We start from the raw sequence: 19,857 nt of genomic DNA on the forward strand, positions 1-19,857 counted from the left end.
CCCTTGCGGGATCCTTCTCAACGGTGAATTTCAATTGATGGTACTTATGCACATGAACCTTGCGAAAAGCTCGGGTCTTACCTCAACCACACTACTCGCAGTACAGGTACTACGCTAACGTGTCTTTGGCACATCCCTCCGCTTCTATCTCGATTCAGTAACAACTTCCCCGGTATTTCTCGTTGATTGGCTCAACGGAACCACACCTCTCTTGTTTCACCGTTGATATTATATTTCACACAAATCCTTCTGTTTATACACGCCCTACTTGATTTTTTTATTCCCGGATGATGACGACCGTTCCGAGCGGAATGTGGCGGTACAGCCATTCGATATCGCGGTTATGCATCCGAATACAGCCGGAAGATGCGCTGCTGCCGATGGAATAAGGCCGATTCGTACCGTGAATGCCGTACGTATACCCTCCCGTACCGGGCACGTTGAGCCCCATCCAGCGCGATCCCAGCGGATTGCGGGGATGTCCTCCGGGCACTTGTTTGCGCACGTACCACGGCTTTACAATCTTCGTGACGATATGGAACTGCCCCGTCGGTGTCAAAGCCTTGGTTCTTCCGGTCGCGACGGCAAAGTAGTAGATCGGGCGGCCGTTGACGAATACCGTGAGGCGATTCGACGTTTTATTGATTACAAGATAAACGCCCTCTTCCTCCAGTCCGGACGGCACAGCCGGAGGCGTCGCGCCAGGCGCCAGCGCTTGAGCGTTTGCCGGCAATGCCAAGAACAGCGCAATGACCAGGATCAGGCCCCTGAGACGATACATCAAATTGTTCATAGTCATCCTCATGTCATGGAAAATGTTCAATGGTTTTAGTTTGCGCTTCTGTACCGGGGATATTCGATTTTTTTCGTTCGCGGACTGCCGGGAGATGGTATAATTTCGATGAACACGTTACATAGGTCAGGAGGGCACTGCGGATGATCATACCCATTCGGAACGAAGCAGGGCCGGCCGATGCGCCGCGCATTGTATTTTTAGGGGATAGCATCACGGACAACGGACTGTATATAGCCTATATCGACGCTTATTTGCGGTATCGGCATCCGGAGTCCAGCTTTACGCTGATCAATCTTGGCGTCAGCAGCGAAACGGCTTCGGGGCTAAGCGAGCCGGAGCATCCGTTTCCCCGTCCTTGCGTTCACGACCGGTTGGCACGTGCGCTGGAACAAAGCAAGCCGGACTGGGTGGCTTTATGTTACGGAATGAACGACGGCATCTACCATCCGTTCGCGGAAGAGCGGTTTCAAGCCTATCAAGAAGGCATGAGACGCGCAATACAAGCCGTCAAACAAGCCGGGGCCAAAACGATCGCGCTTACGCCGCCGCCCTTTGACGCGGCGTCCAAGACGTTTGAAACGGAAACGAAGGCAGCGTACAGCTGGAAAGCGCCTTACGTCCGCTACAATGATGTGCTGAAAATTTATGCGGATTGGATTATGACGTTACGTAGGGAAGCCGACGCCGTGATCAATATTTACGATCCGTTATGGACGGAACTGTGCGCCGCCGCGAAAGAGGGCAAGCCCTCGCTGACGAGCGACGGCATTCATCCTAATCCCCGCGGCCATTGGATTATCGCCCGAACGCTGCTAACGCATCTGTTCGAAGCCGATCTGGATGCCATTCCGACATATATGGAAGATACGGAGCCGTCGGCATGGTTTGCGCTGACGCTGCAACGTCACCGTTTGCTAAGCAGCGCCTGGAAAGAGCATGTCGGCCATACGAATCCGAATAAATCGCAAGCGCTGCCGCTGGACGAGGCGGTTGCTCGCGGCAAACAATGGGAACGGCAAATCCGCGACTTGCTGCAGAGCACGCGGGATAACGGATGAGAACCTGCGGGAAGCGAGGTGAATGCAATGAATCATGAACAAATTATGACGTACGGCCTCGGCAAGCCCGGCACATCAGTACGTTATCCATTCGATCCTGCTATGCCGGTGCTGTATGTCGGCGATAAAATGTTCGCGCTGCTCGGCTCCCACCAGGGCTGGCCAAGCGTCAACCTGAAATGCGATCCGGACGGCGCATGGCTTACGCGCGAGCAATATCCGGACACCGTGTTCGGCGGCTACCATATGAACAAGCGCCACTGGAATACGGTGCTGCTGAACGGTACGGTGCCCTGGAACGAACTGCGTGATTTCGTGGACGAATCGTATCAGCTTGTCGTCGCCAAGCTCCCGAAGCGCGCAAGGGAACAGCTTGCCTCCACGCAGCCGAAGCAAGTCAGATCATAGCGCTCCCGATCGTCTCTTCCGCATGCTTGTCGCATACACAGACCGGAATTGCCTTGATGTTAAACCGCATGAATCAGATGGTTCCATACATAATGCGCGGGCAGCAGCAAAGTGAACAGCGCCAGGATGTACCGGAACAAGGTTTCGGATACGGAACCAGTATCAATGGCGGCAAATTTCGGCAACAGCCGGAATTTGATTTTGACCGGCCAGCACAGCTCCACGCCTTGCTCGTTGAACAGGTCGATCAGCGGATGCGAGGCGTACGCGAGCAGAAAGCTCCAATACAGCAGCGGCGGAAGCGACGAGAACAGCATTCCGAGCGCGGCAATAAACAATATGGAGTGCGTCATCGTCCGGTGCCGCACTTTGATCAGCCGCAAAAGGGCTGACAGCGGAAAAAAAATTTTAGCCATGGTCGATCCCTGTTTATCAATGTCCGCGAGCGGTCCCGCCAGACAGCCGATCAGCAGCGCGGCCGCGGATTCCCATGAGAATGGCGAGTTTTGCATGTACAATACCGCGCCTTCGGCGGCGAGCAGCCCTGCGAAGCTGTGCGTCTTCTGAAGCATAATTAAGAAGTCCTCCGGTTTCATGTGTGCAGCAATCGAAACGTCGAAAAGTGCAGCCTCCATTATACCAAACATATGATCGCATCGCTACCTTACGAAATATCTGTTTTGTTTTTTGTTCATTTGAAACTTTATACGCGCATATTCGTATGATGTAAGCGTAATCATTTTCCCCATTTGGAGCGATGATCCTGTCCATGATAACAAAGTCCAAACGAACCTTGTTGATCCCCCTTACGTCCATTCTGCTCGTCGCCGTTGCCGCCACGTTCGCAGCGTGCCCTTCGTTTCGAGCAGAAACCGGCGAAGAAGCGGCCGTGCCTGCCGCCGCTCCCCGGGTGCCCGGCCCCGACGCATGGTGGACCGGCCAAGCCGAAGCGGCCGAACGGTCCGGCCAGCCCGACGCGGCGCATGAATTCCGGGCCCGCGCGATCGCGTATGCCAGCAGCCTGCAAGCGCAAAAAGCAGCTGCCGGCCCGGGCAGCAGCCTTGCTTCCGCATTGCCCCCGCTGGCGGAGGCGGCGCTGTACGTACAAACGCCTCGCGGCGCGGCGCCGAAGCTGGCCAAGCACGAACCGGCATCGGGCGTCTACCTGGGTATGCTCGGCGCAGATAAGCGAGTCGGCTACGATTTTTCCAAAATTGAAGGTGTCTATGAGAAAAAGCATGCCATGTATTTAGCCTACGTCGGCTGGCGCAAGTTTCAGACCGATACGAGCACGTATTTCCCGAAACGGACGTCTGACAGGGTGAAGGAGCTGGGCGGAGCGCTCCAAATCGGCTGGGAGCCCCGGTACGGACTGGATGACGTGAAGGACGACGAGTACGTGCGCACGTTCGCGCGCGAGGCCAAAGCCTCCGGCATCCCGATCTTTCTTCGTTACGCCTCCGAAATGAACGGCAACTGGGTACCATGGTACGGCGATCCGCAAAAGTATATCGAAAAGTTCCGTCTGATCCATGACATCATGAAGGAGGAAGCGCCGAACGTGGCGATGGTCTGGTCTCCGAATTACGCGCCGGCCAACAACATCGACGAGTATTACCCGGGGGACGCATATGTCGATTGGGTCGGATTTTCCTTGTATGCCACGCCGCTTACCGGAGGCGAGGAAGACTTGGAGCATACGGTCATTGAATATTTCGCGCCCCTGTACGCCAAATACAGTCACAAGCCGATCATGATCGCCGAAGGGGCCGTTGGGCATACGGTTCTAAAAACAAATCAATCGTACCATGCGTGGGGTGAAGGACAGCTCGGCTATATGTACGGCTTTCTGCCGCGGATGTTCCCCATGGTTAAGGCGATGACGTACTTTAATTTCGGCCGCGCGCAGGCGCAGCGTTCGAACATGGAATATGTGTACGATCTCGGAGAAAGCGCGCTGATGGACGGCTTCTACAAGCGGCTGACCCGCAGCGATCTGTTTTTGGACGGCGTCGAGCAAGGCGTGAACGCGGCTCCGCAACAATATGTGCCGCTGTCCGGCTCGCACTTGCCTGCAGGCAAACAAAGGATCATGATGTACGCCCGAATGAAGGATGTCAGCACACCTTTCGCCGTTGCGCTGTATCAAGGCGAACGCAGGCTCGGCATCAGCTATGAAATGCCTTGGGAAATCGACGTCGACATTCCGGCTGCAGACGCAGCAAAGCCATGGCGCATCGTAGCTTTCAACAAACAGATGGAGCCGATCGCCGCGACGCCGGGTACCGCAGTTGTCCGCGCAGCGTCGCCCGATAAATCCAACAGCGGCTCTCCATGATTTTCCCGAAAAACAATCTATCACCTGAGCGAAACATAGTATGATATATTCATAGAGAACACACCACATCATGAGCAGGAGACACGCCCCATGCATAAAGTTCTGATGGTATTCACCCTCCTTGTCGCCGCCAACCTGGCCTCGACCGGCTCCGCGCCGAAAACGCTTGCAGAAAACAAAAATATCGTCACTGCGCATCGCGGCAGTTCCGCCGCCGCGCCGGAAAACACGCTGAGCTCCATCCGCAAAGCGATTCGCGACGGTGCCGGCTACGCCGAAATCGACGTGCAGGAAACCGCCGACGGGGTCGTCATCCTGATGCACGACAATACGGCGCGAAGAACGGCCGGCATCGACAAGCCCGTTTGGGAAATCGATTCGGCGGAGCTGCGGAACGCCAGCGCAGGCGCATGGTTCGGCAAGCCGTTCGAGGACGAGCGCGTCCCTACGCTGGATGAAGCGATCCAGACGTCCAAAGGACGCATCCGGCTCAATATCGAGCTGAAAAATAATGGCCATCAGAAACAGCTTGCGGAAAAAACGGTCGCCCTGCTGCAAAAGCATACATTCGAGAACGACTGCACCATCACCTCCTTCGACCCGGAACTGCTGCGGAAGGTAAAGAAGCTGCGGCCCGGCATTAAGACCGGGCGCATTATCGGCGAGAAAACCGACGTCAATGCGCAGATGTATGCATCCGGCGATTATGAGGTAATCAGCGCCGCTTATCCGCTGATCGACGAAACGTTCATGCGCGAAGCGCGGAAGCATCATAAGGAAGTATACGCCTGGACGGTAAATGAGAAGAAAACGATGGAACGCATGGTTTCTCTTGGAGTGGATAGTGTCATTACGAACGAACCCGATCGATTGGTCCGGTTGTTGAAGACGATTCCCAGGCCATAAGCCGGCGCCTTAGGCCGCGCGGACGAGTCCAGCCGAATGCCGGAACGTCGATGAACGATTGCGCGAGTCGCAAAGGCAACGAAACGCCTGACAGGAAACGGGGATTGGAAGTACGATGTCCACAATATTTATAGGCGCGAAGCCGTTGAATATGGAACAGCAGCTGCAGCAGCTCGCCGCGGAATGGAATGCCGAATGCCGCCGCATTCCGGAAGGGTACTGGTTTTTACCGGAATACATGATGCGTATTCACGGTATTCATATCGACGAAGAAGCGAACGGATGGCGGTTTTGGCGCGAGGCGGATGCGACGACATGGGAAGATTTTTTGCTGATGCATATGACGCATCGGCTCGCTTCCCAACATGGACAGCTCCTTGAATACGAGGCGCAAGGAACGATCCGGCTCATCGAGCCGGAACCGCACACATTCTCCACCTTCGATCTATACGCGGAACGGGTGCTTGCCAAGGAAAGCGGCCTGGTCCGCGATATGAAAAAAAACTGGATTTACGCTCATCGCACAAGATATGTCCGCTAGAGGTTGTCCGCCAGACAAAAAAAGAGATTCCGTTCGCTTATCGAAGCGGGAATCTCTTTTTGCATGGACACAGCTTATGCTTACGCGTCCACACCCATGCGGCGCAGATGGTTAAATGAAATCGCCAAGCTTTCGAACGGATCGCGGCCGTAGGTTTGATCCTGCTCGACGGCTCCCCATTCTACGCCGATTTCGCGGCAAGCTTCCAGAATGCGAGTGAAGTTCATATTCCCTTCTCCCACTTCGGCAAACCGCTGTTCGCGATCTCCCATCACGGCCATGTCCTTCAAATGGACAACCTTCATGCGTCCGTTTACTTTGCGAATCCAGTCGGCCGGATCCGCGCCGCCCGCTTGCACCCAATAAACGTCCAACTCAAAATCGACCGCGGCCGGATCGGTTTCATCGAACAAAATATCCATCCCGGTTTTGGCGCCGAATTTGGCAAATTCAAAGCTGTGATTATGATAAATAAACGTAAGTCCTTCCGCCTTCAGCTTGCGGCCGATATCCGATGCGATCTTGGCAAACTCGGAATACCCCTCCGCGCTTTTCCGGTAGTCTCCCGGCAATCCGCCGAGTCCTACGTACTGGCAGCCCCACAATTTATGCTTGGCGATGACTTCGTCGAGCCGTTCCGTCAAATCGCCGTACCCGATATGGGTTGCGCAGATCGTCAAGCCTTCCCGATCCGCTAACTCCTTCAATGCCTGGTTGTCGATCGGACCGACGCCCGATACTTGAACCGCATTGTAACCGATTTCTTTCACCTTTTTTAAGGTCGATGCAATATCTTCCGGCGTCTTCAGATGTTCCCGAAGCGTGTAGAGCTGTGCCGCCAATCTCATCCCTATCACCCCATTGGATAAAATAAGTACAGTATGATACTAACACAACTTTTGGAAGAATGCACACGTTTTCATATGAAAACAAAATGAAAATTGAAACGTTTTATTTCAAGGAAATTCGTTCATGTTATCGGTGTCCCCGCTACAACCAACGCGATCGAATCATCCTGCAGAATGGAAACACTGGAAAACATTATCGAATGATTCGCTCCTCCTCGCATGCTACAATGGGGGAACCTCATGGACGACTCTATTGAGGTTCATTTCATGCAAAGGCCGAAGCTTCCTACGGAAGCGCGGGGGACCCTCATTTTTGGGGTGAAGCCACTTCATGTGGCCGGGTGATTGCTCTTTGACCCGAATCCGTCAGCTAACCTCGCAGGCCGTATAAAGGAGAGGATTTTCATTGAATCGCGTTAAAAAAATCGTCATGACCGGCGTGCTCGCGCTCGGACCAATCTTGGGTGCAGGAGCCGTGTCCGCCGCTTCGTATACCGTCAGCGGTAACGATACGATGTGGCTCATTTCCCAAAAGCAAGGAGTCAGCTTGAATTCCTTGATCGCGGCGAATCCGCAAGTGGCCAATCCGAACATCATTTGGCCGGGGATGGTATTGAACCTACCGGGCTCGGGGTCGAATGTGTCCTCCCCGTCGACGCCTTCTTCGTCCTATGCGAATCAAGTCGTGACACTGGTAAACCAGGAACGCGCCAAGGCGGGGCTTAAGCCGCTCACGAGCGACGGTCCTTTGACGGCAATGGCTGTGGATAAAGCCAAAGATATGTACAACAACGGATATTTTGATCATACGTCGCCGACTTACGGGTCCCCGTTCGATATGATGAAAGCTTACGGGATCAAGTACACGTATGCTGGTGAAAATATCGCAAAGGGACAGCGTAATCCGCAGGAAGTAATGACTGCGTGGATGAACAGCGCAGGTCACCGGCAAAACATATTGAACCCGAACTATACCAAAATCGGCGTTGCCTACTACAACGGCGAATGGGTGCAAGAGTTTATCCGCAATTAACGGCATAAATCGGCATTTCCCCGGAAATATTTTCTCCTCTGACTTATCACATTCTTCCTCCATTATTCCTTCCATTCGGCAATAATGTGCCGATGTGCCGGCGGACTCAGGCTACGGCTTTCCGTTTAGCTTAGTTCCGCCGCTTACAAGAAACGGGATCGTTCGAATTAACGAACGGTCCCGTTTCTTTATGCGATAACGATGATAAAGGATAGAAGCAATTAAAACGCCGGCACGATCGCGCCTTGATATTTGTCTTCAATAAACTTCTTTACTTCCGGCGACGTTAATGCTTTGATCAACTTCTGCATCGCTTCGGAATCTTTGTTATCCGGACGTGCAACCAAAATGTTTACATAAGGCGAGTTTTTATCTTCAATAAAAATCGCGTCTTTCGTCGGGGAAAGCTTTGCCTCCAAAGCATAGTTCGTATTGATCAGCGCCATATCGACTTCCGACAGCGCACGCGGCAGCATGGCGGCTTCCAGCTCCTTGAATTTCAGGTTCTTCTTGTTCTCGACAATATCTTTCACTGTGCCTTTGACGCCTACGCCGTCCTTCAGCTTGATCAGACCGTTTTTCTCCATCAGTGCAAGCGCGCGACCGCCGTTGGAAGGATCGTTAGGGATGGCGACCGTTGCGCCGTCCTTCAGCTCATCGGCTTTTTTAATTTTTTGCGAATAGGCGCCGAACGGCTCCAAATGCACACCGGCTGCCTTGACGAGATTCATGCTTTTGTCCTGATTGAACTGTTCCAAGTACGGTGCATGTTGAAAATAGTTGGCGTCGAGCTGCTTCTCGAACAGCTGCACGTTCGGCTGAACGTAATCGGTAAACTCCTTGATTTCAAGGTTGACGCCCTGCTCCTTTAAAGCCGGCTTGATCGACTTCAAGATTTCGGCATGAGGTACGCTGGATGCGCCGACCTTTAATGTCACTTCCTTTGCTGCGGCGGGTGCTCCGCCGGCTGCATTCCCGGGAGCCGGGGCTTCCTTTTTACCGCAAGCGGACAGCGACAAAGCAAGAACGATCGATAAAGCAGTTATTGTAATTTTTTTCATGATGGGTTCCCTCCATTATAAGTGTTTCTATATAAGTGCTTCTATGATTAAAGAAAAGCGTCCGATTTGACTCAGTCTTTACCGACGCAACCGTTCAAAATGATCAGCAGTTGCGGGCCAAAGTTAATCAAACTTGCTCACTTCCGCTGAAACTTTCGCACGATCCGGTCGCCAAGCGATTGCAGCACTTGTACCAGTACAAGCAAAATGAGCACAGTCACAATCGTGACGGTCATTTGGAAACGCAAATAGCCGTAGCGAATCGCCAAATCTCCCAGCCCGCCGCCGCCAATCGCCCCGGACATCGCCGTGTACGAAACAAGCGTGACCGCCGTAATCGTAATGCCGGCAATCAGGCCCGGACGCGCTTCCGGCAGCAGTACGCGCCATATGAGCTGCCAATAGGTCGCGCCCATCGATTGCGCCGCTTCAATAACGCCACGATCTACCTCGCGCAGCGATGTCTCCACCAGCCTGGCGAAAAAAGGCGCAGCCGCAATCACAAGCGGCGGGATCGTCCCCGGAACGCCGATCGAGGTACCGACAAGCAGCTTGGTGAACGGGATGACCAAAATCATCAATATAATGAACGGTACGGACCGCAGCACGTTGACGATGACGGATAGCACCGAATAGACGACCGGCTGCTGCAGCAGTTGCCCGCGGGCGGTCACAAACAGGATTACCCCTAGCGGCAGCCCGATCAGCACGGTAAATAAGGTCGACACACCCAGCATCATCAGCGTATCATAGCTGGCTTGTCCGATTTCCGCCCAATCCAGCTCCTTAAGCGCGGTCAGATCCATGTCGAATCACCTCCACATCGAGGCCGCGGCTGCGCAGCCTTTCGATCGCTTGCCCGGTTATCGCTTGCGAGCCGTGCAGCTCCAGTACAAGCTGTCCATACGGCGTATGCTTCAACCGCGAAACAGTGCCCTGCAGGATGACGAACGGAACGTTCGTATCCCGCATCGTTTCGTACAGGACCGGCTCGTACGCCTGCGCCCCGATAAACGTAATCCGAATAAGCGTCTGCGGCTGTCGTGCCTCTTCCGTGAACGATACACTTCTATCCGCTTCGCCGGATACTTGCTCCACAAACTCTCGTGTGGTCGGATGCTGCGGCTTCAGGAACACTTCCGATACAGGTCCCGTCTCCACAATCTTACCGCCGTCGATGACGGCAACGCGGTCACAGATGGAACGAATCACCTGCATCTCGTGTGTGATCAGGACGATCGTAATGTTAAGCTCCCGGTTAATTCGCAGCAGCAAGGCAAGGATGGCGCTTGTCGTTTGCGGGTCCAGCGCAGAAGTCGCTTCGTCGCACAGAAGCACCTTCGGATTCGTTGCCAGCGCTCTGGCGATGCCGACCCGCTGCTTTTGCCCGCCGGACAGCTGGGCCGGATATTTGTTCTCGTGACCGTCCAGTCCGACAAGTCCGATCAGTTCGGCGACTCGGCTTGCCACGGCTGCTTTGGAGCGTTTCGCCAGCCGGAGCGGAAACGCGATGTTCTCGGCCACGGTCGCTGAGCTGAGCAAATTGAAATGCTGAAAAATCATGCCGATCGTACGCCGTTCCTCCTGCAGTCTGCGGCTTGCAAGTCCGGTCATATCGACGCCGTCGATGAATACCTTGCCCGAGCTCGGGCGCTCGAGCATATTAATGGTCCGGATCAACGTGCTTTTCCCTGCACCGGAGTGGCCGATAATGCCGAACACTTCTCCTTTGTTCACGCTCAGGTTAATATCGTTCAGCGCCGTCACCTTCCCGCGGCCGGACGAATATTCCTTGACGATTTGCTGCAATTCTATCATGGTGCGGCACCTCCTCCCCATACAACAATACCCCCGGACGCAGAGGTCCAGGGGTTATAAGCTAACTCGCGTCCCTCTCATCTCCCAGAACCGACGGTTCTGGAGGAATTGGCACCGGACTTCCAAGGTTAGAACGCTGCGGCTCTTAACAGTTGGAACGGTTGCCGGGCTTCACAGGGCCTGATCCCTCCGCCTCTCTTAATAAGAAGATTCAATATTCCGTTGTATTCCATTCATGTTTCCATTATTTAACCAAAGGTTAATTAAAGGCACTCGGTAAGTGTATAAAATTATGATGATTCCGTCAATAGGTTTGAACCTGTTCCGCTCCCGGATATTGCGATGCAAATTTTGGGAAAAGAACAGAATCACTGCTCATCGAGGTTGCAGTTTTCCAACGCGATGACTTTCGTGCCGTGCTTGACCTTGTACCACGCCCACATCGCGACAAACAGCGGCAGCCCGATATAAGAAGACAACAGCGCGTACCAATCCGTCTCTCCTCCGGAAACGGCCGAGAACCCCTGCCCGATCATCACGACGAGACAAAGAGCAAAAGCAAAGATCGGTCCGAACGGAAACCAGCGGGCGCGATACGGCAAATCCTCCAGAGTCTTCCCCTGCAGCACAAATGCCTTGCGAAACCGGTAATGGCTGATGGCGATGCCAAGCCAGGCCAGAAAACCGCACATGCCCGATAAATTCAACAGCCATATATATACCGTTCCGTCGCCGAATAGCGAAGTGAAGAAGGCGAGCATCCCGACGGCGGCCGTTGCCAGCAGCGATGCCACGGGTACGCCGCGGCGGTTCAAGCCCGACAGCCAGCGAGGCGCCTTGCCTTCCTTGGCAAGCACCCACAGCATTCGCGTCGACGCGTACATGCCGGAGCTGCCGGCCGACAGCACGGAGGTCAGAATAATCGCGTTCATGACCGATGCCGCAAATGCAAAGCCCGCGTGTTCGAATACGATCGTAAACGGACTTACCGCTATGTTATCCACATCGGCATTGATCAATACCGGGTCCGTGTACGAGATTAGCAGACCGATCACGAGAATCGCCAATATATAAAACAGCAATATGCGCCAGAACACCTGGCGAACCGCTTTGGGTACGTTGACGCGCGGATTTTCGCTCTCCCCGGCGGTAACGCCGATCAGCTCCGTGCCTTGGAACGAGAAGCCCGCAGCCATAAACACGCCGAGCATCGCCATGAATCCACCGTGAAACGGCGCATCGCCTTCCGTGAAATGCTTGAACCCGACTGCCTGTCCGCCGATGATGCCGACGATCATCATGAGACCGACAACGATAAATATAATGACCGTTGCCACTTTAATGAAAGCGAACCAATACTCCGATTCCCCGTAACCCCGAACTGATAAATAATTGATCGCGAACATCAGGATCAAGTAAAGGACGCACCAGAGCAGCGAAGGACTGTCCGGGAACCAGAACTTCATGATCAGTCCGGCGGCCGACAATTCCGCGGCGATCGTCACTGCCCAGTTAAACCAATAATTCCAGCCCAGCGCAAAGCCGAGCGCCGGATCGACGAATCGCCCTGCGTACGTGCTGAACGAGCCCGCTACCGGCATATAGGCAGCCATTTCACCCAGACTGGTCATCAAAAAATAAACCATAATCCCGATCGCGGCGTACGCAGCCAGCGCCCCTCCGGGTCCGGCGGAATGAATCGCACCGCCGCTTGCAAGAAACAAGCCGGTGCCGATCGAGCCGCCCAAGGAAATCATCATCATATGCCGCGCTTTTAATCCCCGCTTCAGCTGCTGCGGCGCTGTTCCCATCTTGTTGTTCATCCGGATAATTTCCTTTCCCTCGCTTCGAAAAAATAAAGAGGCCAACGAAACGCGGTTTCGATGACCTATACTGACAAACCTATATTAGTGTACGGAAAAACAAAGTTCTAATCAATGGATATAATTGTATCGCCGTCAACGTTCTGCCGCATCGTTCCTATTCGTTCAAATACGTGGTCACTTTGTTCTGAATCAGCCTGCTTACCTCTTCTGCGGACTTTTGGCCGCTCATGTACGATTCGAATTCCGCCATTGCCATCATGAGCACTTTCGTGTCGATATATTGTTTCGTGCTTACGCCCTCAATCAGCTTTTGAACCGTGCGAATTCGTTCCTCCGTCATATGGGCGTCAGGCTTATCTTTCGGCAGCTGCAGCTTGCCGTTCTCGATGTTTTGTTTTACCTGATCGAACTTTTGGAGCGCAGTGGCCTTATTGATGGGCAATCCGCTCAATTCGGGCGAAGCTTGGATTTCATCCGAGAGTAGGAATTTGATGAACATCCACGCTTCCTGTTGTACCTTCGATTTGCTATTGATAGCAAGGTTGAAATAAGTATAAAAGGAAGCTCCCTGCGACTGCCCTTCCACCGTCGGTTTCAAAAAAAGCTGCGCGTTCGAAGGCATCGTCAAAATTTGTTCCGCATTGGCGAGGCTGGACATTTTGAACAGCGACTTGCTGTAATCATACGAAAATTCCGCTCTTAAAATCCCCTCGTCATACATCGCCTTCACTTGCCGCATCATGCCGCGAAACAACTCGGAATCGAACTGGGCGCGGCCCTGCTGCACAAGCTTCGAATAATTGCTACAGATAAAATCCGCAATCAGCTGATTCGGAAATAAATTGATGATTCCCACATAATCCGGCCCCTCCTGCCGCTTCAGCTGTCCTGCGATTTCCTTGAATTGTTCCCAAGTCCAAGCCGTGTCTTCGATCGTGAGGTTCGCTTTTTTCAATTGATCCGTATTCCCCTGCATCATTTCAAGCGCAAACGAAAATGGCATCGAGTATAACCCGTCACCGTTACGGGAAGCTTGTAGAATGTGTTCGTAATACTTGCTTCTATCAAAGGAAGCGTCCTTTGCGATCCAATCGTTCATATTGGCCAGCAGCTTTTTTTCGACGAATTTGCTTTGCGGCAAGCTGTTCATGGCGATTAAGTCGGCTCCCTTGCCCGATATGACCTCCGTCGTAACCGTCTGCACGTATTTTTCGATATCCGCTTGTGTGACCGCTGCCATCATATTGCCTCCCGTATCGGGAACGGCCATATAGGGCTTGATTTCGATATGAATATCCGGATGCAGCGCTTCGAACTTTTCAACAGCCATTTCGAGGAAACGGTCCGATCGCTGCACCGCGATGACAACATTCTTTGGGCCTCCCGGCGATGGTTCACCCAAGTCCTCGGGGGCAGTAGACATCTGTTTCCCGGAACATGCCGTCATAAGCGTCAATGCGCCTAACCATGCAATAGCGTACTTTTTCTTCATCATATTGGTTCCATCCCTTCTATTGTAATCGAATCCGGTTACCTTCCTGGAGCGGCTCGCTTGACTCAGTAATGATGTCGCTTTTCAGCGCAAGACCGGACAAAACGATGATTCCTTCCTCCGTTTCCTCACCGGTCGTCACTTTCACCTTCTGGGCGTAGTACGTGTTGCCGAGCGGACTTTTCTTCTCCCGAACGATGAAGACGTAGCTTCCGGCGCCATCCTGCCGCAGCATCTCCTTGCGAATGACAAGACCCTTTTGGCTGGACTGCCTCTCGATTTGGACGGTCGCTTGTTCACCTCCCTGTATGCTGTCCCCGGTGACGTCGATGACGACCGTTTTTTGCGGCTTGGCTCCCCCGCCGGATGTGCCTGCCGTTTCCCCGCTTCCGCCTCCCGCTTGTGCAATGCCTCCTGTACTGCCGCCGGAGCTTGACGGCGCATCATTGAGTTCTGCAATCGTGCCTTTGACATTCAGCGGCTTCCCGTCTTTGACCACTATGGGATGGACCGCTTCTCCGATCTGCAGCATTGCGGCCAAATCCGCGTCCACCGAAAAGGAGAACGAGTAGCCCTCCCCGCTATTGACAAGCGTCATCAGCGGTTGCCCCGGCGACGCCGCCAAACCCTCCTTCGCTTTCAGCTCGGATACCCTTCCGTCGAACGGCGCTTTCAGAACCGCTTTTTCAGCCAAATCTTTGCGCATGCCGTCGATTTTGCGGCGGGCTATATCCATATCCAGCTGATCGCTTTCCAAGTCGCGCTTCGCTTTCCGGATTTTTGCTTCATCCCCTTCTTGCTGAGCGGCAACAAATTGTTCCTTCAGCAATTCCCGGTTCAAGCCTTGCTTTTTCAGCCGGTCCTCTTCGTCCGACAGCTGCGCTCTAGCGACAGAATCATCAATAGTAACAAGGATTTGCCCCTTTTGGACCCCATCGTTTTTGTTCACATGCACTTTGGCGACCTTCCACCCGCTATCGCTCGTCAGATCGGTTTTCTCCCGCGGGGTCACGGTGCCGCTCCCCTTCATGCGGTGGGTCAGTGAGTTTTGCGCCGGCTTTTCCGTCGTCACTTTGGGCAGCATCGCCGCTTGAAACGTATTGCTCAAAAAAGTAAGTCCCGCCAGCACGACAAAAAACATAACAAACAGCGTATTGACCATTTTTTGGCGCGTCATCACCATGTTCCCTATCTCCTTCTTTCCTTCCATCAGCAGCCCGGCGCAACCGGTCTTATCGGCTAACCCTTAATTCCGGATAGTTGAATGCCTTCAATAAAATATTTCTCCGCGCATGCAAACAAAAGCAGCATTGGCATCATGTAGAGAACGGAAGCGGCGAACGAAACGCCGAACGCTTCTTTTTGAATGCGCGATAAAAAGACGGATAACGGCTGCTGCTCGGCATCCTGTAAAAAAATAAGCGGCTGTTCGACCATATTCCAATAATCCGCGAACAGCAGTACGACCAAAGCGGCTATTCCCGGCGCAACCATCGGCAGCGCGATCCTAGCGAATATCGCGACGTAACCCGCTCCGTCCATCTTCGCCGCCTCCATATAGGCGCTAGGAATATGCAGCATAAACTGCCGCAGCAAAAATACGCCGAACGCGGCAAAGATGCCGGGCAAGATGACCGAGCCGGGCGTATTGATCAGCCCAAGCCAGTCGGCCATGATGTAATTGGGCACGAGCGTGACCTGAAACGGCATCAGCATTGCAATCAGGTACATCAAAAATATCGGCTCTCTGCCCGGAAACCGCAGCTTGGCAAAGGCAAACGCCGCAAGCGAGCCGACGATGACCTGCCCGACAATGATCGGCACGACCAGAAAGACCGAGTTCCAGAACATGTACAGAAATTGGGGCGTCGCTATCAATACCTTGAAATATTGCGCGAAAGATACCCAGTCCGGAATCCACTTCATATTTACAAAATCGCTGACGTTGTTTTTTCCGAGCATGTCGTAATTGCTTAGGATTTCACGTTCGGTCATGAAGGAATTCACGACCGTCAATACGACCGGCAGCAGCATCAGCCCGGCAGCCGCCAGCAATACCGCCGACCGCAGCATGTACATTACATTTCCTTTTTTCATGGGGTTCATCTCCCGAGAGTTTCCCTTTAGGAAAACTGGCTTCGTAAGCATCTGCTCGGCTTTCGTGAGAAAGCCTGCTTCTACTCCATAAAGGAGCGGAATGTTTTCTCCGTACGGAACAGAACGAGCACGAGCGCGACGATGCATACGGACATCATGGCGGCCGCCGCCGACAGCTTCTGTATGTCAAGCGACAAAAACATATTGTTCATATAGTGCTGCAGCATATAGATCTTGTCATGCGGGTACTCCCCCGCTACAAGGAACGTCTCCCGGAACACTTTGAACGAATTCAGAATGGACATCAGCACGACCAAAAACATCGTAGGGGTTAAATACATCAAGGTGATGCCGAAAAACTTGCGTCCTACCCCAGCACCCTCCAGATCGGCAATTTCATAGTATTGTGCGGGAATATTTTGCAGCCCGGCCAAAAACAAAACGACGTTGTAGCCAATGTTCTTCCAAACATAGATCAAGACGACGACATATCCGGCCCAATCAGACTTCATCCAGTCGATCCGCCCCCAGCCGAAAGCGTTCATCATGACATTCATCGCTCCGTTCCAATCAAACAGGATCTGCCATACGAGCACAATAGACGCTACCGGCACGACGAGCGGCAGCACATAGGCCGTCCGCAGCCAGTTACGGAACAGCACGCGTTGATTCAGCAGCAAGGCAAGCGCCAGCGACAGCACAACCAGAACGGGCACGCTGATTGCGGTAAACCGCAGCGAATTGGCGGCGGCTTTCCGGAAGGAGGCGCTGTGCAGCAGCGCCTTATAGTTGGAGCCCGTCCAACCGGCGCCGCCAAGCCCGTCTTGAAAGGAATACAGTATGCTTGCGCCATACGGAATCATATAAAACAGCAGAAATCCGGCCAGACTGGGAGCAAGAAAACAAAAGGCTGCCAGAAGTTCCTTCCGCGCCAATCGTTGCATTCTCATCATGCTTTCCTCCATAATGGTTGTAACTTACGAGCAGCGAGCAAATATGAATATAGAGCGCCAATGTGACAACCAGGTGACAACGGCGCAAGGAGACCCCATCGATGAACAAGCGGCCCTTAATCTTAATCGTGGAAGATGAAAGACGGATGAGAGAGCTGATCGCGGATTATTTGGAGGAGGAGGGCTTTGACATTCGTCAAGCCGCCAACGGGTACGAGGCGATGGATCAAGTCCGCAGCAGTCCGCCGGATCTGGTCGTGCTCGATCTGATGATGCCCGGCATGGACGGTTATGAGGTATGCAAGCAGATCCGTCATCACTGTCAAGCCATCGTGATTATGCTGACCGCCAAATCGGAGGAAGAAGACAAGCTGCTCGGATACGAGTTGGGCGCCGACGATTATGTAACGAAGCCGTTCAGCCCCAAAGTGCTGATCGCCAAAATCAAAGCATTCCTGAACCGCTGGACTGCGCAGGACGATTCCGGCATGACCGCTCACGCTTCCGATCTGGAGATCGACGAGCAAGCGCATGAAGTTCGACTGCGCGGGACGCTGCTGGAATTATCACCGAAAGAATACGATCTGCTGCTGTTCTTCGTTCAGCGCCCGAATGTCGTGCTGACGCGCGATGTGCTGCTCGACCGCGTCTGGGGGATGGATTATTTCGGCGATGTGCGCACGGTCGATACGCACATCAAACGGCTTCGCAAAAAGCTCGGAACGACGGCGGATTGCATTCAAACCGTGCGCGGCAACGGATACAAATACCAGGACAAGCGGTGAACAAGATGCGTGGCGAACAATTATCCTATAAAGTATTTTGGGTTACGTTAGTTGGCCTGTTGCTATTTATCGTCGTATGGCTATTGCTGCAAACCAACTTTTTCGGTACGTTCTACACGTATCAAAAAACGAAAGATTGGACACGGCAGTTCGAAGCGATCTATGCAAAGTATGCCGACGGCCGGTACGAATTGAACGAGAAGCCGCGGGAAGTCCTTGAATTCGAGCAGCGATTTTACGGTTTGACGGCGGCAATGTACAGACAAGGGAACCGAATCGATATATACACTGGCGGTTATCTGGCGATGTCTGTCGTGCCGGTGTATCCGTCGATGCAGCTTCCCGCTTATGAGATTAACGTCCATAACCGATACTCCTCGACTGTGCCGTCCTCTCCTGAAAACGCAGGAAACCGAGCAGCGATCCCTTCCGCTTCGACGAACTTTGCAGACACCTACAGTAACCGGATGGCCACCATTTTACACTTCTGGCTGCAAGACAACGATCGGTTCGCCTCCATCTCGCAGGAGGGACAAGTCATCGTAACCAAGATGAAGTCTCCTTACGATGCATCCGAGAACTTGCTGCTGGCTGCCGTAAAACTTCCGAATGCGGTAAATCATACGGGGGGAGACGCCTACTTGATTGCGCTGGCCACGCTCCAGCCTATCGGCGATGCCGTCCGCGTCATGAGTCAGTTTTATGCATTCTTGTACGTACTCGCGGTATTGCTCGTCCTCATGTTTGCCTATATTTTCTCCCGTACGATCGCGCATCCGCTCGTTCAGCTGAACAATGCGGCCAAACGGCTGGCGACGCTGGATTTTACTGCTCCCGTACAGATCGATCGCAAGGATGAGATCGGGCAGCTCGCAGGAACAATGAACCGGATGGCCCTTAACTTGCGGCAAACGATGGATGAACTGCAGGAAGCGAATGTCAAGCTGCTCGCCGATATTGAGAAAGAGAAGCAGCTCGAACAGCTGCGCAAGCAATTCGTCGCCAGCGTGTCGCATGAGCTGAAAACGCCGGTCAGTCTGGTCCAAGGGTACGCGGAGGCGCTGAAGGATAACGTCGGTCATGGTATGAAAAGAGATAAATACGCAGGCATCATTATGGAGGAATCGGAGCGAATGGCTCGTCTCGTCTCCGATCTGTTGGATTTGTCCCAACTGGAAAGCGGCCGGTTCGCTCTGCACTGGGCGGACGTCCCCGTGCAGGAAACCGTTCGGTCCGTACTCGGCAAGATGGCACCGCTCTTGAACGATAAGGACATTCGGCTCCGGCTTGCGGGAATTGACGGGGATGAAATTTGGGTGCGCTCGGACCGGCAGCGGCTGGAGCAAGTACTGATGAATCTGCTCGGCAATGCGATACGCCATGTTCCGGCGCAAGGGCGCGTCGAGCTTCGTGTGACGACCGGGCCGGATGCCGTAAGTATCGAGGTTTTCAACGAAGGGCTTCCGATTCCGGAGCAGCATTTACCCTATATTTGGGATACGTTTTATCGGGCTGACCGCTCGGGCAGTCGCGAATACGGCGGAACCGGCATCGGGCTATCCATCGTCAAAGCGATTTTGCTGCGGCACGGGAGCCACTTCGGCGTAAGCAACGATGACGGCGGCGTACGGTTTACCTTTACGCTGCCCCTAAAGAGCGCAGGCCGCTAATGGCTATGGATGCCGCTTGATCGCACAAACGAAACGAATTGTCACCCGGTTGTCACAAAGCGGCGTTACGATAACAGCCGCACGATAACTTGGACAACTGAGGTGGAAGTCTGAAATTGACGTTGCTTTACCGCACCCAAGTAGAATGGCATAGCAAACAAGCCACCCAAGCGATGACCTAATGGTAAAATATGGTTTTTGTAAGCTGTTAAGTTGCAATCGCCCTA

General features: G+C 53.4%; 19 protein-coding genes and 2 riboswitches. Of the genes, 8 read left to right on the forward strand and 11 right to left on the reverse strand.

Features of this window, described 5'->3' with window-relative positions; genetic code table 11:
- Nucleotides 1-277 precede the first annotated feature (277 nt).
- The gene (locus tag KXG62_RS20235; RefSeq protein WP_246627548.1) at nt 278-793 is read right to left on the reverse strand and encodes a L,D-transpeptidase; all 516 of its coding nucleotides are present in this window, start codon (nt 791-793) and stop codon (nt 278-280) included.
- A gap of 143 nt (nt 794-936) precedes the next feature.
- Here KXG62_RS20235 and KXG62_RS20240 point away from each other — a divergent pair, with 143 nt between their 5' ends.
- Entirely contained in the window at nt 937-1,854 is a 918-nt protein-coding gene (locus KXG62_RS20240) for an SGNH/GDSL hydrolase family protein (protein WP_218093821.1), read from the forward strand.
- Between the two features lie 27 nt (nt 1,855-1,881).
- Entirely contained in the window at nt 1,882-2,262 is a 381-nt protein-coding gene (locus KXG62_RS20245; RefSeq protein WP_218093822.1) for an MmcQ/YjbR family DNA-binding protein, read from the forward strand.
- Between the two features lie 59 nt (nt 2,263-2,321).
- Here the strand turns inward: KXG62_RS20245 and KXG62_RS20250 are convergent, their stop codons facing one another.
- Nucleotides 2,322-2,834: a metal-dependent hydrolase gene (locus KXG62_RS20250; RefSeq protein WP_218093823.1), complete on the reverse strand. Its 513-nt coding sequence runs from the start codon at nt 2,832-2,834 to the stop codon at nt 2,322-2,324.
- Between the two features lie 197 nt (nt 2,835-3,031).
- Between KXG62_RS20250 and KXG62_RS20255 the strand changes: the two genes are divergently transcribed.
- The 3 genes from KXG62_RS20255 (at nt 3,032) to KXG62_RS20265 (ending at nt 6,047) form a co-directional block, all read left to right on the forward strand.
- On the forward strand, nt 3,032-4,600 hold the full coding sequence (locus tag KXG62_RS20255; protein ID WP_218093824.1) for a glycoside hydrolase family 26 protein: 1,569 nt from the start codon (nt 3,032-3,034) through the stop codon (nt 4,598-4,600).
- A gap of 90 nt (nt 4,601-4,690) precedes the next feature.
- The gene (locus KXG62_RS20260) at nt 4,691-5,506 is read left to right on the forward strand and encodes a glycerophosphodiester phosphodiesterase (RefSeq protein WP_218093825.1); all 816 of its coding nucleotides are present in this window, start codon (nt 4,691-4,693) and stop codon (nt 5,504-5,506) included.
- A 115-nt stretch (nt 5,507-5,621) separates the two neighbouring features.
- Nucleotides 5,622-6,047, forward strand: a complete 426-nt coding sequence (locus tag KXG62_RS20265; RefSeq protein ID WP_218093826.1) for a hypothetical protein — start codon at nt 5,622-5,624, stop codon at nt 6,045-6,047.
- Between the two features lie 80 nt (nt 6,048-6,127).
- On the opposite strand, the gene KXG62_RS20270 is transcribed toward KXG62_RS20265, so the two are convergent.
- On the reverse strand, nt 6,128-6,895 hold the full coding sequence (locus tag KXG62_RS20270; protein WP_218093827.1) for a sugar phosphate isomerase/epimerase family protein: 768 nt from the start codon (nt 6,893-6,895) through the stop codon (nt 6,128-6,130).
- 264 nt (nt 6,896-7,159) lie between these two features.
- Nucleotides 7,160-7,295, forward strand: a riboswitch (cyclic di-AMP (ydaO/yuaA leader).
- A gap of 6 nt (nt 7,296-7,301) precedes the next feature.
- On the opposite strand from KXG62_RS20270, the gene KXG62_RS20275 reads away from it, so the two are divergent.
- A complete protein-coding gene (locus KXG62_RS20275; protein WP_218093828.1) occupies nt 7,302-7,928 on the forward strand; it encodes a CAP domain-containing protein in 627 nt (208 codons plus the stop codon).
- Nucleotides 7,929-8,149: 221 nt separating this feature from the next.
- On the opposite strand, the gene KXG62_RS20280 is transcribed toward KXG62_RS20275, so the two are convergent.
- The 8 genes from KXG62_RS20280 to KXG62_RS20315 form a co-directional block, all read right to left on the reverse strand.
- Nucleotides 8,150-8,989 (reverse strand): MetQ/NlpA family ABC transporter substrate-binding protein, encoded by an 840-nt coding sequence (locus KXG62_RS20280; RefSeq protein ID WP_218093829.1) that lies wholly within the window; start codon nt 8,987-8,989, stop codon nt 8,150-8,152.
- 137 nt (nt 8,990-9,126) lie between these two features.
- Nucleotides 9,127-9,795, reverse strand: coding sequence for a methionine ABC transporter permease (locus KXG62_RS20285; protein ID WP_218093830.1), 669 nt, complete (start codon nt 9,793-9,795; stop codon nt 9,127-9,129).
- Nucleotides 9,776-10,807, reverse strand: coding sequence for a methionine ABC transporter ATP-binding protein (locus KXG62_RS20290; protein ID WP_218093831.1), 1,032 nt, complete (start codon nt 10,805-10,807; stop codon nt 9,776-9,778). The genes KXG62_RS20285 and KXG62_RS20290 overlap by 20 nt, the downstream gene beginning before the upstream one ends.
- A 74-nt stretch (nt 10,808-10,881) precedes the next feature.
- A riboswitch (SAM riboswitch) is annotated at nt 10,882-11,015 on the reverse strand.
- A 160-nt stretch (nt 11,016-11,175) separates the two neighbouring features.
- Nucleotides 11,176-12,630 carry an amino acid permease gene (locus KXG62_RS20295; protein WP_218093832.1) on the reverse strand — a complete coding sequence of 485 codons (1,455 nt, stop codon included), beginning with the start codon at nt 12,628-12,630 and terminating at the stop codon, nt 11,176-11,178.
- Between the two features lie 157 nt (nt 12,631-12,787).
- A complete protein-coding gene (locus KXG62_RS20300; protein ID WP_218093833.1) occupies nt 12,788-14,128 on the reverse strand; it encodes an ABC transporter substrate-binding protein in 1,341 nt (446 codons plus the stop codon).
- Nucleotides 14,129-14,144: 16 nt separating this feature from the next.
- The gene (locus tag KXG62_RS20305; RefSeq protein ID WP_218093834.1) at nt 14,145-15,308 is read right to left on the reverse strand and encodes an efflux RND transporter periplasmic adaptor subunit; all 1,164 of its coding nucleotides are present in this window, start codon (nt 15,306-15,308) and stop codon (nt 14,145-14,147) included.
- Nucleotides 15,309-15,364: 56 nt separating this feature from the next.
- Entirely contained in the window at nt 15,365-16,222 is an 858-nt protein-coding gene (locus tag KXG62_RS20310) for a carbohydrate ABC transporter permease (RefSeq protein ID WP_218093835.1), read from the reverse strand.
- 80 nt (nt 16,223-16,302) lie between these two features.
- Nucleotides 16,303-17,166, reverse strand: coding sequence for a carbohydrate ABC transporter permease (locus KXG62_RS20315; protein WP_218093848.1), 864 nt, complete (start codon nt 17,164-17,166; stop codon nt 16,303-16,305).
- 110 nt (nt 17,167-17,276) lie between these two features.
- On the opposite strand from KXG62_RS20315, the gene KXG62_RS20320 reads away from it, so the two are divergent.
- On the forward strand, nt 17,277-17,960 hold the full coding sequence (locus KXG62_RS20320) for a response regulator transcription factor (protein WP_218093836.1): 684 nt from the start codon (nt 17,277-17,279) through the stop codon (nt 17,958-17,960).
- A gap of 5 nt (nt 17,961-17,965) precedes the next feature.
- A complete protein-coding gene (locus KXG62_RS20325; RefSeq protein ID WP_246627549.1) occupies nt 17,966-19,630 on the forward strand; it encodes a sensor histidine kinase in 1,665 nt (554 codons plus the stop codon).
- Nucleotides 19,631-19,857 lie beyond the last annotated feature (227 nt).

The sequence above is a fragment of the Paenibacillus solanacearum genome, assembly GCF_910593845.1.
Classification (GTDB): Bacteria; Bacillota; Bacilli; order Paenibacillales; family NBRC-103111; genus Paenibacillus_G; species Paenibacillus_G solanacearum.

Bases quoted from the DNA above. Each gene is read 5' to 3' on its own strand.
- KXG62_RS20235 (WP_246627548.1), bottom strand. From the start codon at position 793: ATGAACAATTTGATGTATCGTCTCAGGGGCCTGATCCTGGTCATTGCG.
- KXG62_RS20240 (WP_218093821.1), top strand. From the start codon at position 937: ATGATCATACCCATTCGGAACGAAGCAGGGCCGGCCGATGCGCCGCGC.
- KXG62_RS20245 (WP_218093822.1), top strand. From the start codon at position 1,882: ATGAATCATGAACAAATTATGACGTACGGCCTCGGCAAGCCCGGCACA.
- KXG62_RS20250 (WP_218093823.1), bottom strand. From the start codon at position 2,834: ATGCTTCAGAAGACGCACAGCTTCGCAGGGCTGCTCGCCGCCGAAGGC.
- KXG62_RS20255 (WP_218093824.1), top strand. From the start codon at position 3,032: ATGATAACAAAGTCCAAACGAACCTTGTTGATCCCCCTTACGTCCATT.
- KXG62_RS20260 (WP_218093825.1), top strand. From the start codon at position 4,691: ATGCATAAAGTTCTGATGGTATTCACCCTCCTTGTCGCCGCCAACCTG.
- KXG62_RS20265 (WP_218093826.1), top strand. From the start codon at position 5,622: ATGTCCACAATATTTATAGGCGCGAAGCCGTTGAATATGGAACAGCAG.
- KXG62_RS20270 (WP_218093827.1), bottom strand. From the start codon at position 6,895: ATGAGATTGGCGGCACAGCTCTACACGCTTCGGGAACATCTGAAGACG.
- KXG62_RS20280 (WP_218093829.1), bottom strand. From the start codon at position 8,989: ATGAAAAAAATTACAATAACTGCTTTATCGATCGTTCTTGCTTTGTCG.
- KXG62_RS20285 (WP_218093830.1), bottom strand. From the start codon at position 9,795: ATGGATCTGACCGCGCTTAAGGAGCTGGATTGGGCGGAAATCGGACAA.
- KXG62_RS20290 (WP_218093831.1), bottom strand. From the start codon at position 10,807: ATGATAGAATTGCAGCAAATCGTCAAGGAATATTCGTCCGGCCGCGGG.
- KXG62_RS20295 (WP_218093832.1), bottom strand. From the start codon at position 12,630: ATGAACAACAAGATGGGAACAGCGCCGCAGCAGCTGAAGCGGGGATTA.
- KXG62_RS20300 (WP_218093833.1), bottom strand. From the start codon at position 14,128: ATGATGAAGAAAAAGTACGCTATTGCATGGTTAGGCGCATTGACGCTT.
- KXG62_RS20305 (WP_218093834.1), bottom strand. From the start codon at position 15,308: ATGGTGATGACGCGCCAAAAAATGGTCAATACGCTGTTTGTTATGTTT.
- KXG62_RS20310 (WP_218093835.1), bottom strand. From the start codon at position 16,222: ATGAAAAAAGGAAATGTAATGTACATGCTGCGGTCGGCGGTATTGCTG.
- KXG62_RS20315 (WP_218093848.1), bottom strand. From the start codon at position 17,166: ATGCAACGATTGGCGCGGAAGGAACTTCTGGCAGCCTTTTGTTTTCTT.
- KXG62_RS20320 (WP_218093836.1), top strand. From the start codon at position 17,277: ATGAACAAGCGGCCCTTAATCTTAATCGTGGAAGATGAAAGACGGATG.
- KXG62_RS20325 (WP_246627549.1), top strand. From the start codon at position 17,966: ATGCGTGGCGAACAATTATCCTATAAAGTATTTTGGGTTACGTTAGTT.